The sequence below is a fragment of the Microcoleus sp. CAWBG58 genome, assembly GCF_020883045.1.
Classification (GTDB): Bacteria; Cyanobacteriota; Cyanobacteriia; order Cyanobacteriales; family Microcoleaceae; genus Microcoleus.
In genome coordinates, this window is record NZ_JAHRFA010000135.1 from 1 (window position 1) to 11460 (window position 11460).

At 46.4% G+C, this 11460-nt stretch carries 12 protein-coding genes and 2 pseudogenes; 8 read left to right on the top strand and 6 right to left on the bottom strand.

Translation table 11 applies throughout. The annotated features are described in order from the left end of the window. Positions 1-157 precede the first annotated feature (157 nt). Complete coding sequence (locus QZ918_RS31710; protein ID WP_293342755.1) at positions 158-361, top strand: hypothetical protein; 204 nt, start codon at positions 158-160, stop codon at positions 359-361. 124 nt (positions 362-485) lie between these two features. Beyond that, complete coding sequence (locus QZ918_RS31715; protein ID WP_293342757.1) at positions 486-2384, top strand: M48 family metallopeptidase; 1899 nt, start codon at positions 486-488, stop codon at positions 2382-2384. Between the two features lie 130 nt (positions 2385-2514). Here QZ918_RS31715 and QZ918_RS31720 read toward each other — a convergent pair whose 3' ends face one another. After that, positions 2515-3285 carry a MeeY/MeeF family manganese export membrane protein gene (locus QZ918_RS31720; protein ID WP_293143027.1) on the bottom strand — a complete coding sequence of 257 codons (771 nt, stop codon included), beginning with the start codon at positions 3283-3285 and terminating at the stop codon, positions 2515-2517. A 133-nt stretch (positions 3286-3418) separates the two neighbouring features. Here QZ918_RS31720 and QZ918_RS31725 point away from each other — a divergent pair, with 133 nt between their 5' ends. From QZ918_RS31725 to QZ918_RS31735, 3 genes are all read left to right on the top strand, one after another. Further along, positions 3419-3586, top strand: coding sequence for a hypothetical protein (locus tag QZ918_RS31725; protein ID WP_293143024.1), 168 nt, complete (start codon positions 3419-3421; stop codon positions 3584-3586). Between the two features lie 74 nt (positions 3587-3660). Continuing rightward, on the top strand, positions 3661-3756 hold the full coding sequence (gene psaM / locus QZ918_RS31730; protein WP_015174804.1) for a photosystem I reaction center subunit XII: 96 nt from the start codon (positions 3661-3663) through the stop codon (positions 3754-3756). A gap of 280 nt (positions 3757-4036) precedes the next feature. After that, a complete protein-coding gene (locus tag QZ918_RS31735; protein ID WP_293342759.1) occupies positions 4037-4450 on the top strand; it encodes a slr1601 family putative cell division protein in 414 nt (137 codons plus the stop codon). Between the two features lie 638 nt (positions 4451-5088). Here QZ918_RS31735 and ctpA read toward each other — a convergent pair. The 4 genes and pseudogenes from ctpA to QZ918_RS31755 all read right to left on the bottom strand — a co-directional run bounded on the left by ctpA (position 5089) and on the right by QZ918_RS31755 (position 8732). Further along, positions 5089-6378: a carboxyl-terminal processing protease CtpA gene (gene ctpA / locus QZ918_RS31740; RefSeq protein WP_293342761.1), complete on the bottom strand. Its 1290-nt coding sequence runs from the start codon at positions 6376-6378 to the stop codon at positions 5089-5091. Positions 6379-6461: 83 nt separating this feature from the next. After that, entirely contained in the window at positions 6462-7466 is a 1005-nt protein-coding gene (locus QZ918_RS31745; RefSeq protein ID WP_527250464.1) for a transposase, read from the bottom strand. Positions 7467-7575: 109 nt separating this feature from the next. Continuing rightward, positions 7576-8157 (bottom strand): annotated as a pseudogene (locus QZ918_RS31750) (IS607 family transposase); the annotation flags it as partial. 368 nt (positions 8158-8525) lie between these two features. After that, positions 8526-8732, bottom strand: a complete 207-nt coding sequence (locus tag QZ918_RS31755) for a hypothetical protein (RefSeq protein ID WP_293342765.1) — start codon at positions 8730-8732, stop codon at positions 8526-8528. A 29-nt stretch (positions 8733-8761) separates the two neighbouring features. Between QZ918_RS31755 and petB the strand changes: the two genes are divergently transcribed. The 3 genes from petB to QZ918_RS31770 all read left to right on the top strand — a co-directional run bounded on the left by petB (position 8762) and on the right by QZ918_RS31770 (position 10978). Continuing rightward, positions 8762-9430, top strand: a complete 669-nt coding sequence (petB, locus tag QZ918_RS31760; protein ID WP_293142998.1) for a cytochrome b6 — start codon at positions 8762-8764, stop codon at positions 9428-9430. A 183-nt stretch (positions 9431-9613) separates the two neighbouring features. Continuing rightward, complete coding sequence (petD, locus tag QZ918_RS31765; protein WP_293342767.1) at positions 9614-10096, top strand: cytochrome b6-f complex subunit IV; 483 nt, start codon at positions 9614-9616, stop codon at positions 10094-10096. 498 nt (positions 10097-10594) lie between these two features. Beyond that, positions 10595-10978, top strand: coding sequence for a DUF7948 domain-containing protein (locus QZ918_RS31770; protein ID WP_293342769.1), 384 nt, complete (start codon positions 10595-10597; stop codon positions 10976-10978). Between the two features lie 365 nt (positions 10979-11343). Here the strand turns inward: QZ918_RS31770 and QZ918_RS31775 are convergent. Next, positions 11344-11460: pseudogene (locus tag QZ918_RS31775) on the bottom strand (IS30 family transposase); the annotation flags it as partial.

Here is an 11460-nt window from a genome sequence, read left to right on the forward strand (position 1 = left end):
ATTATAGCGTTTCTAACTGGAGTTTCTTGGTCAACCTCGACATCGAGGAAGCGCAAGCGCTAAGAAAGAACGCTTAAAGCTTATACCGTAGAGCTTACCTAGGTTTACCTAGGTTTTTATAAGCGGCTAATTCTACTTCCATTAGGTCGATCGAGTAATGTCTGCGATCGCTCACGAGAGCAACCAGGGCGAACGCACTATACAAAAAGAGCGATCGCAACTTCCCAATTCATCTCGCCGACAACTCCCATCAATTTTTGTAAACACCGCCCGACCATCCAAAAAATTTGAATTAGGATGGGTGGGAATAATAATTAATCTTGACTTAAACAGCATTTACAGCATTGAGTTTAACCTATAAAGGTTATTGGTTGGCATCGACGAGTTATTAGCGCTGGTTATACAAAACCAGAAACCTCGAGCCCATCATACTTTTGTGCAATTAATGCAATTGGCCATCAGCACATATAAAACAACTGTTTCCTATGGCAATCAATCAGAAAGAGTTTGATAAATTAGTCAAAAATTTGGAAGAATTCTCGCAGCGTCATCCGGGAAGTTACCGCTTGCGAGTAGCCCTGTTTGCCGTATTAGGTTATGCCTACATCTTTTTAATACTTGCTGGATTATTCGCACTGATCGGGCTGGTAGTCTTTGCGATCGTGTTTAGCCGTTACATCAATGGTTACATCATTAAGTTTGGCATTTTGTTACTTATTCCAGCATGGGCAATTGTGAGTTCGCTCTGGGTAACTTTCCCCCATCCTCAAGGATTGAAACTCAGTCGCGATCGAGTTCCTCACTTATTCGGCATGGTAGACGAATTGACCGCTAAACTTGAGGCTCCCCGATTCCACAACATCTTGTTGAATCGAGAATTCAATGCAGCAGTCGTTCAAGTTCCGCGGCTGGGTATCTTTGGCTGGCAAAAAAACTACTTGCTTCTAGGACTGCCGCTGATGCAGTCCTTGTCTTTGGAACAATTTAAAGCCGTTCTAGCACACGAATTAGGACATCTCTCTGGCAATCATTCTCGCTTCGCGGCATGGATTTATCGAATTCGCAAAACCTGGTTGCAGATTTACGAACGGTTATACCAGAGCGAACAACCTGGGGCATCAATGTTGTTTAATAGCTTCCTACAATGGTATTGGCCTTCCTTTAATGCCTACTCTTTTACCCTAGCACGGATGGATGAGTACGAAGCCGATCGCTGTGCAGCCCAACTCGCTGGAGCACGCCATGCCGCTGAGGCACTAATTAATGTAAAAATCAAAGCCCGTTTTCTAGAAAGTTCCTTTTGGTCAGATATCCAGAAGCAGGTTGCAGATAGGGTCGATCCGCCGGACAATGCTTATTCTTCTATGTTAACTTTCCTGCACGGTGCGATCGCAGAAGCAGAGACAAATCTATGGTTAGAGCAGGCTCTGGCACAAAAGACCGATAATGCAGACACCCATCCCTGTCTGAGCGATCGACTCAAATCCCTAGGTTATCTGAGGACTCGATCGCCAAAATTGCTTCAGTCAGTAACCGTACAAACCAGTGCAGCAGAACATCTTCTCGGAAACAGCTTACAACAGTTTGCTACCCAGTTCGATCGCGATTGGAAAGAAGCAGCATCGACACCTTGGCGGCAGCAGTATGCTTACCTCCAAGAAATCCAAAGTAAACTGCAAGCTTTAGAGCAAAAAGCACAAGTGCAAACACTGGATGAACCAGAAGCATGGGAACGAGCCCATTACACATTACAAGTGCGAGGTGGTGAAGCCGCAATTCCCTTGTTGCAAGATGTCTTAAAAACTCACCCCGATTGTGCAGAAGCCAACTATAGCCTCGGGCAGATCTTACTACAAAAGGACGATCCAGTAGGTATTGCTTGCCTGGAAAAGGCTATGACACAAAGGATAGATTGGGTAATAGACGGCTGCGAGCTAATTTACTGTTTTTTCTGGCAACGAGGTCAAACTGACAAAGCAGACAAATATCGCGATCGAGCCGAGAAGCATTCTCAGTTGCTGCTCAAAGCTCAACAGGAAAGAGCTAGCGCGAGCGATCGCGACCAACTCAAACCTCATACTCTAGAACCATCAGAAGTAGATGAACTAAAACAACAGTTGGCTCCCTATTCACAGGTAGAAGAAGCTTATTTGGTAGAGAAAGTTGTCACCTACTTTCCCGAAAAAAAATTATGTATCCTAGGAATCGTTCGCAAACGAGGTTTGATAGAAAATGAGAATGCGGCTCATAATGTGGCCGACCTGCTGGCGAAAAGTTTGCAGTTTCCTATTCAAGCTTATATCATCATTTTGAATCACAGTAGTTCCGGCAATTTGCAAAAAAAGATGTCCCTGGTGGAAGGGTCTTTAATCCTGAAACGTTAGTGCTATCGGCGTTGCTTAATCATGGTATGAAAAAAATAAGTTTAAAATCCAAAACCTTTGTGGATACAGGTTTCTATGACAGACCTATTTAGCCTTTCATACCGTAAATCAGCAACGCCATTTTCGTTCCTTAAATTTCGGAATTCTGTGCTTGCGCTTCCGGGACTTTAACTTCTGCATCCGGCAGATTGACAGCAACTTCCGCAGATTCTACAATCTCTAACGGATCGGGAGTGCGCTTAGAAAATCCCCAGACAAACATTAAGGCGATAGAAGAAACTACCAGCCACTGGGGAGGTACTAAACTCTCATTGATTACCTTCACCAGCAGTCGCATTCCCACGAAACCGACTGTAATGTAGCCAGCAGTTTCAAGGTGTACGAATTCATCCAGCCAGCGGATGAACAAGCCCGCCATAAATCGCAGGGTAATGATGCCAATTGTCGCGCCCGTCAACACCAGCCAAGTTTGGTCAGAAATCGCGATCGCAGTTGTAACGCTATCCAAAGAAAAAGCTAAATCCGTCAGAGCAATTACTGGAATTGCTTTCCACAGAGACGCAAATCTGGGGCCGTGATGTTCTCCATCAGAGTCAGCCTCTGAGGCAAAGTGCTGGAAAACTAGCCACAGCAGATACAGGGCTCCCAGCAGTTCAAACTGCCAGAACTGGATCACCCAAGTCGCCATTAAAATTAGTGCTATTCGCAGTACAAAAGCAATTATCAAACCGATGTTGAGAGCTTGTTGCTGTAGCTTGGGTTCTTCTAAACCTTTGGAAATAGATGCCAGGGCGATCGCGTTGTCAGCCGAAAGCACCGCCTCCAAAGCTACCAAAACCAACAATAAAAAAAAGGTGTCAACTCCCAAATTGGGTGAAGCCTCGAGAAATTGATCTAGCATTAATTATTTTGTGCACCTAACGATTTGCAAGGGTCGAGCTCAGCGCAAATCACCGGCTCTGTTTATAAATGAGTGTCACCTTCACTTATCGTAACCTAGTGCGGTAACTTTGTCGCGGGCGATCGCGATCGCTATGGCAGTTCGGCAACAAGCAATCTACGGGATTTTAACGGATGTAGCGGATTTAAGCGATCGATCTCGCTCCGAGAACCAGAAGTCAACCATCAAGATTTTCCCCATCTCCCGCGATCCCCCTCTCCCACTCCTCCCCAACGGCGCCGAATTACTTGTCGATTTGTAACAAAAGATTCCCAAAAGCGCCAATTTGTCTCAAATTGATGAAAGCTCGTGCCCGTAAAATGGAGTTTTCCTCATATGTCTTTAACAGATACCCAAGTCTACGTAGCGCTCGTAATTGCTTTGATTCCGGGAATCTTGGCTTTCCGGCTGTCAACAGAACTGTACAAGTAGTTTCGAGACACCAGTAGCGAACCGCACCGTCGCCTGTCCTCCTTAGTTAAATCTCGAAATTACAGACAATTGCTGTCATCGTGCAGTAGATTGTTTGTGGTCACGAAGACGAGACTGCAAGGGCAGGCATTTTTATTGGGAAATTCCGTCCTCAGCCGTCACCCAGTCTCAAAAATTTGGGCTGCGAGCACCCTGACAAACAGGGGCGGGTGTGCGTTAAACTCAGAATTTTCTGTGGTCAGCTCTAAAAAGTCAGTCTCAGGTATTTGAAAAAAAAATTATGCAAGCGATTCAACCTACCGTTACCCCACTACGTCCTGTAAAAACTCCCCCTCGGGTTACTCCTCGTCGCAGCAGCAGCCAGCGTTCCTACCCTCATCAAACGCTCGCCGCCGAAACAGGAGTCAAGTTAGCAGTTAATGTAGTTCTGTCAGTGTGTGCGACTTCTGCTTTGATTCAGCTTTGGCCCCACTACCGGGGAGTCCAAGAAAAGTTGCACGAAATCCAAGCTGAAGTGAATCTTACTCAAGCGCGAGTCGATAAGTCGCGATCGGACTTTAACCGCTATTTTGACCCCAGTCTCGCTAAAACTGTGATGCAAGAGCAAAGCAATCGAGCCGATCCCCAGCAACGCCCGGTGATTTTGCAGGAACCCGAAGCACCCGATTCTGAGGAATCTACCCCGCAACCTTAACGATTCGGCGGGAAGTCCCGCGCTGTAATCTTGGATTCAGGGTCGGGATGAAAGCCAGGGCATTTCAGAATTGATGCCTTGACCGACGACAGGGCGCAACGCTTCATCAGGAATTGGCATCGATGAAGAAATGCCAATCTCTTAGAAACGCAGCGAGAAAACTTGGTATAGTACAGATGGTCGTTGACCCACCCGCATGGCTGAAAACAAAAAGCTTTACGCCCTGGAACGAGCATGAGCAACGGGAAAGAAACAAGTTCTGCTGGTCGGATATTTCCGTAAATCCTCCATGCGTTTGCCCTTATTAAAATCCACAACCTTGGGAAGCAGGGTTGCTGCCAGGGTAGTAGAGCAATCTGAAGAAGGGAGTCAGGGTCGCCACAAGTGTACCAAACCTCCGGAGGACAAGTAAGACCATCATCGTACTCGGTACGAACTCTCGCTTTGAGATTCCCTAACGTGGCATTGACCGATGAAACTGGAAGCCCGCTCTGTATGCGTAGCATCAGAGTCGGGTACTTCACTCTGAAGATTGTTGTAGGATCTGCACCGCGCACGCACAAGAGCGGGCGAATGGAATTGGCCCCCAAACAAAACCCGCAGGCGTGCGGGTTGAAGAAACGGTGGTTGAAATTACTTTATTGTCTTCTGTCGGCAGAGGCGGACATTGTTTGTCTGGGCGCGGTTTCAACCGCCGTCTTTGCCATCACAGTTTTTTCTTTTAGCAGTTGCAATGCAGCTTGATATTGTAAGTCTTCTTCAGTGCCAATTCGATCGCGCGCAATCGGTTCTAGCGGCACTGCGCGATCGGGCGAAATCCCCAATTTGTTAATATCCGTGTGGTTCGGTGTCTCGTATTTAGCAACAGTTACAGCCAACCCGGAACCGTCGGACAAATCAAACAGCGACTGAATCAGTCCTTTGCCGAAAGTCTTTTCGCCCACCAGTTGAGCTCTGCCGTTATCTTGGAGCGCACCCGCCAAAATTTCGCTAGCACTAGCCGTTCCCTTGTTCACCAAAACAATCAGCGGATCGCCAGTCAAGGCTTGTCCAGAAGCCTCAAAACTGCCGAGAATGCCTTGTCTGTTGACCGTGTAGACGATCGTCCCGGAATCGATCCACAGGCGCGCAATTTCAATCCCAGCTTGCAACAGCCCGCCCGGGTTGTTCCGCAAATCGAGAATGTAAGCGGCGGCGCCTTGTTTTTCCAAACGATCGATCGCGTGGGCGACTTCTTCAGTGGCGTTAGCGCTGAATTGACTCAGGCGAATGTAGCCCAGAGGTAAATTGTCCGGCCCCGACTGCAATTCGGCGTAAACCGGATTCAAAGCAATGCGATCGCGCACCAGCTCAACGTCTTCAGGAACCTCCCTGCCTTCGCGTCCCAAGGTCAAGGTAACAGCAGTGCCGATGCGGCCGCGCATTCGAGTTGCAGCTTCGTCCAGGCTCAATTCTGAGGTAGGAGTGCCGTCAATTTTCAAAATGCGATCGAGCGGTTGAATGCCGGCTTTATCCGCCGGCGAACCCGCCAAAGGAGCCACTACTGTTAGGGTATTTGTCTCGGGGTCGATCGCAATTTGCAGCCCAACTCCCGTCAATTCTCCCGAAGTGTTGACCTGCAAACTGCGGTACTGTTCTGGTTTGAGCAGTCGAGTGAAAGGGTCGTCAAGATTTGCCAGCATCCCCTGAATCGCCGCGTAAGTCTGCTGTCTGTCGTTGAGCGGTTCCCTGACGGCTTTTTCGCGAATCGACCACCAGTTTTTAGAGTTGAAGCTGTCGTCCACATAAGAGCGGTTGACAATTCGCCAAGCTTCGCTCAACAACTGCTGTTCTGGAGTTAGCGCCGCTGCCGGAAGAACCCACGCGCCTAGAACCAGAACGACTTGGAGGAAGAAAATAATTGCTGTCTGGAAAACTCGTCTCTGCATGATTTTTTTGTGTCAAAGATAGGCAAGTATGGCATTTCCTGTATTTTAAGTTTGTAAGCTTAAAAGCTTTTGTGCAGATACATTTAACCCTGTAAATTTAGGAATTCTAAATCAACCGTGTATGGCGAAGCAAGATAAGCCGATAGCCCGCTTGCTAGGGAGGTATCTCTCAAAGCTTTCAATAAAATATTGAAAGCGCCGTTAAAATCCCTGTCCAAAGTATGCCCGCACTCCGGGCATTTAAACACCTTATTTCCACCTAGTTTAGTGTGGATGTGTCCGCAATTTGAACAGGTTTTTGAGGTATATTCTTCGGTTACGTCTACTACAATACCGCCGTGTTTGGCAGCTTGATGCTTCAACATTTGTTTGAAACGATAATGAGAAAGCGTGACCATCGCTCTAGCTGTTTTAGTTGCTAATTTGCGCTTGCCTTTCTTTAGCATTTGCTGCGTTTCAAAACTCGGCAAAAAAATCAGTTTGTACTGAGTAACAAAATATCTAGCTGCTTTTTTGTGCAACTCATGTACTAAGTTCTTAATCTCGATCCTGATTTTGGCAGCCGACTTTCTCAAACAATATCTCAACCGCTTGAATTCCTTTCCTTTACTCGAACCTATCCGCGACATCAATCTGTCTAAATGCCTTGCTAATCGGTAAACGCGACCGATATCGCCCTTACCGATTTCGATGAATTCGTGACCGTCGAATCCGGTAAGAAAAGTCCTGACTCCAGGGTCTAGGGCGACGGCTAAATCACTTTTAACCGAGTTGGTTTTTGGCGCGTCTACAGCATAGCAAATAAACCACTGACCGTTAATTAAAGAGAGTGATGGTTCGTGTTGCATTACCTCAAGAATGGGTTCTGCTGCTTGAAAACTTAACCCTTTGGTGGATTGCGGATAAAACGTTAAGAGTTTCCAATTAGATGTTTGGAATCTAATTGTTTGAGAGGTATCGAAACGGCTTCTAAATTTTGCACTCCCCCCCGATTTCTTGGCTGCTTTGTGCGCTTCAACAGCCTGAAACACAGCCATTTGTCGCGGGTTGTAAGGTTGTTGGGATACCCAATCGGGAGCCAAGTCCATTACCTTCTTCCTCAAGTCGTATTTGCCGATTCTCTCGGTTTTAAGAATAGCAACCGCCTGATTGTAACACCACCTACTCGCTGCAATCCAAGTCCTCCATACTGCTGCTAGCTTGGTTTCCGGGTAAACTCGGATCTTTTTTGATAGTAGATTTGTACTTGCGGAGTCCGTAGAGTCGGCAGCTAAAGACGTGAATGATGGCAAGGATATCTTCAACCATTTCTCGTTCTGGAGAGAGTTCACTTCTGCTGAGAACCAAGAGTTGACAATCATTTTGGTCGCAGATCCATTTAATGAGGTCGCCGCCAAATCGAGCGAGCCTGTCTTGGTGTCCGACCACAATTGTTGAGATATCTCCTGACATGACTTGTCCCAAAAGGGAAAGCAGCGCTTTTCTTTTGAAGTTGAGTCCGCCTCCGATGTCTTTGAAGATTTTGGCTTGCGGGTAGAGGTTTTGCAGGTAGCTGACTTGCCTGTCGAGGTCGTCTCGCTGTTTGTAGCTGCTAACTCTGGCGTAGATGGCGGTGCATCGGTTTTGTCCCGTTCCGAGAACGCTGTCAATGTCGTAGCGCCGCTGGTTGAAGGGAGTTCTGATTGCCGCGATCTTGCCCGCAAGTTCCCAGTTTCTAAGGGTTTTTTCTGAGACTTGCAGGATTTTGCAAGCCTCTCTTGGTGTGACATATCTGGTCATTAGTCGGTAGTGTTTTGCTCTCTATCTATACTACCAGCAATTACCGGGTATTACCGAGAAGCTTAAGAAAATTAATTACTTTGCATTAACAGTCAACTGTCCCGGAGACATTCAGGATTCATCATTGCCCAGCCGCAAAAAAAATTAGCTAATTGTAACATTTAATCGCAAAATTAGTGAAGTTTTATCATGAAGATTAAATTTTACGCCTGAACTACCCTCTGGCAGGCTCGGACTTGGCTCCTGGGCTGGGCTCTTGGCTCTATGCCAGCTTGGGGTCGATGTTGAGCTGGCAGAAAATGCTATTTGAGACCAAGGCAAAAGCATCGCTTCGTGAAATCTGTACAGCAATTATGTTACATTTTTTATCACAGTCTGGAATTTCGATCGCGCAACGCCAGCGAGTAGGGCTCAGCTCTAGCTTGGTGTCCCAGTGCTCGCGGGCGATCGCACAATAGATTTCCTTTCGTGAGCTCCAAATTTAAAAATAGCCTCAGGCATTTGCTAGTAAAAGCCAACTGCTCGGCGCGGGGCGACAAAAAAACCTTGTGGCTGCTGCCCTGAACCTCAACCACAGCAATATTCTTTTAGGAATTCTGGCTCCATGTTTTCTAAACAAATCACCGAATCAAAAACCTACCAGTGGTTTGATGAACGCCTGGAAATTCAGGCGCTCGCAGACGACATCACTACAAAGTATGTACCTCCCCACGTCAACATCTTCTATTGCTTGGGCGGGATTACTCTAGTTTGTTTTCTAATTCAGTTTGCCACCGGCTTTGCCATGACTTTCTATTACCGTCCAACGGTAGCAGAAGCTTTTTCTTCAGTGCAATATCTGATGAATGAAGTCAACTTCGGCTGGCTGATTCGCTCCATCCACCGCTGGTCTGCCAGCATGATGGTACTGATGATGATTCTGCACATTTTCCGGGTTTACTTGACCGGGGGCTTCAAAAAGCCCCGCGAATTAACCTGGGTGACAGGAGTCATCTTGGCAGTCATCACTGTTTCCTTCGGTGTGACCGGCTACTCGCTACCTTGGGATCAAGTTGGTTACTGGGCCGTTAAAATCGTTTCCGGCGTACCCGAAGCCATCCCCTTTGTCGGTTCTTTGCTAGTTGAACTGCTGCGCGGCGGTGTCAGCGTCGGTCAAGGCACTTTGACCCGTTACTACAGCTTGCACACTTTTGTGTTGCCTTGGCTGATTATCGTCTTCATGCTGGCTCACTTCTTGATGATTCGCAAGCAAGGTATTTCTGGCCCGTTGTAAATTTTGAGTTGCTGGGGCGGTATTTTTTTTGCCCCCCTGCGGAATTTTGGGTTGAAAATTCAGAATTCATCTCTCATGATATTTATTACGGTCAATACTTCCTGCGATCGCGCCGCTGATTCGGACTAACGAATACAGCGGAATGCCAAGCTCGGGTAAAACTAAAAGGAGAACACTCTCACTATGTCTATTATCAAAAAACCAGATTTGAGCGATCCAGAGCTACGCGCTAAGCTCGCTAAGGGCATGGGTCACAACTATTACGGTGAACCAGCTTGGCCCAATGACTTGCTCTACGTTTTCCCCATTGTGATCATGGGAACAATTTCTCTGTGCGTCGGTTTGGCCGTACTTGACCCAGCTTTGGTTGGCGAACCAGCCAATCCTTTTGCTACTCCGCTAGAAATTCTGCCGGAATGGTATTTGTGGCCTGTGTTCCAACTCCTGCGCGTTTTGCCTAACAAACTGTTGGGAATTGCTTGCATGGCCGCTGTTCCGCTGGGCTTGATTTTGATTCCGTTCATCGAGAATGTTAACAAGTTCCAAAATCCGTTCCGCCGTCCAGTGGCTACCACAGTCTTCCTATTGGGAACTGCGGTAACTCTGTGGTTGGGTATTGGTGCTATTTTCCCGATCGACAAATCTTTCACGCTGGGTCTGTTCTAAGATTTAAGCTTGCTTGATTTCGACGCCCGCGAGTTTCCTGTAAAGTGCTTTTGTACTGTTGGGAAACTTTAGCGGGCGTCATTTTATTTGGGAGTCGTTTAGGTAGGTAGTTGCGCTTGAGCGCTCTTTATAATATAAGCTAATACCATTTTTCTAAGGATCCGATAGAGATCGAGGACGACAAGACATTGTAATTTATACACTTTTCCTGTTTGCCAAAGTCTCTCATAACTTTAAAAAAATGGTATAGAACCCATTTGACATCTTGCACGGCTGCAAGCCTTTTAATCATCAGCCCCATCAAGTCAAGATTAACGTTCATGTGGTGTAGGGATGAAGCTTTCGAGGGAACAATCGCTCTCTCTAACCCGATGTTTGATGTCCAAATGCTTCATCCTCCCCAATGGGGGCGATTTAAAATATCTCAAATGGGTTCCATAAATCAGAGCTGGTACTTCCGTAAACTTACTGACACAATATCAACCAGGGGTACTAGCCATGAATTCTCCAAATCAACAACCATCTTACGGTCAAATTCCCTTAAGTTTTATTGCAAATGCTGGACAAACAGACCCAAATGTAGAATTCCAGGTAAAAGGTGCCGGTCACAGTATCTATTTCACTCCCAACGAAATCGCCTTTACCGCTTTCCAAAAACCAAATGAACCGGGGAATCAAGCCACAACTTCTTCAATTGTCCGCAGCAGCTTAGCGAACAGCAACCCAAATCCCACAATTTCTGGGTTGGAACAATTGCCGCGATTTGCTAACTTTATTTTAGGCGAAGATTCGAGTCAATGGCACACTGACGCGCCTACTTTTAACCGCGTTGTTTATCAAAACGTTTATCAAGGAATTGACCGCGTTTTCAAAGGCACTTAAGGACAACTTAAAAGCGAGTTTTTGGTTGCACATTTTGCCGGGCCAAGTCAAATTAAAATGAACTATACTGGTGTTAATAACATCCGGTTGCGCGACGACTGTTACTGTTTCAGGGAAATAGAGGTATTAGGCAGACCCACTGTCCGTAATATCCACGGAAAATTGGAAAATTACTTGCCAGTTGTCCGTCTATCTGGTAAGGTATAATAAATCTATAGAAAAAGTCATTCTAATTAATAGTTCTACTGATTCGATCGCGGGTTGAGGCAGTCGTTTGGGATTTTTTGCTAAGCACTATGGGTATTCTTTATTTTAGTAACTTCCTAGACCTAAGAATTACTTAGTCCTCTAATTGATCCGCCAATTCAAATCTGAAGTGCAACAGTGTCTGATGTATGTCCATAGAATACTTCAAAAGGGGTTCGATAGTCAAGCGATTTCCTCGGTCGATTGTTAATCAAATCCACTGCCTTTTCTAACTC

What these genes read in the sequence shown, in the direction of transcription:
- QZ918_RS31710 (WP_293342755.1), top strand. Translation starts at nt 158, where the DNA reads ATGTCTGCGATCGCTCACGAGAGCAACCAGGGCGAACGCACTATACAA.
- QZ918_RS31715 (WP_293342757.1), top strand. Translation starts at nt 486, where the DNA reads ATGGCAATCAATCAGAAAGAGTTTGATAAATTAGTCAAAAATTTGGAA.
- QZ918_RS31720 (WP_293143027.1), bottom strand. Translation starts at nt 3,285, where the DNA reads ATGCTAGATCAATTTCTCGAGGCTTCACCCAATTTGGGAGTTGACACC.
- QZ918_RS31725 (WP_293143024.1), top strand. Translation starts at nt 3,419, where the DNA reads ATGGCAGTTCGGCAACAAGCAATCTACGGGATTTTAACGGATGTAGCG.
- psaM (WP_015174804.1), top strand. Translation starts at nt 3,661, where the DNA reads ATGTCTTTAACAGATACCCAAGTCTACGTAGCGCTCGTAATTGCTTTG.
- QZ918_RS31735 (WP_293342759.1), top strand. Translation starts at nt 4,037, where the DNA reads ATGCAAGCGATTCAACCTACCGTTACCCCACTACGTCCTGTAAAAACT.
- ctpA (WP_293342761.1), bottom strand. Translation starts at nt 6,378, where the DNA reads ATGCAGAGACGAGTTTTCCAGACAGCAATTATTTTCTTCCTCCAAGTC.
- QZ918_RS31745 (WP_527250464.1), bottom strand. Translation starts at nt 7,466, where the DNA reads ATGGACTTGGCTCCCGATTGGGTATCCCAACAACCTTACAACCCGCGA.
- petB (WP_293142998.1), top strand. Translation starts at nt 8,762, where the DNA reads ATGTTTTCTAAACAAATCACCGAATCAAAAACCTACCAGTGGTTTGAT.
- petD (WP_293342767.1), top strand. Translation starts at nt 9,614, where the DNA reads ATGTCTATTATCAAAAAACCAGATTTGAGCGATCCAGAGCTACGCGCT.
- QZ918_RS31770 (WP_293342769.1), top strand. Translation starts at nt 10,595, where the DNA reads ATGAATTCTCCAAATCAACAACCATCTTACGGTCAAATTCCCTTAAGT.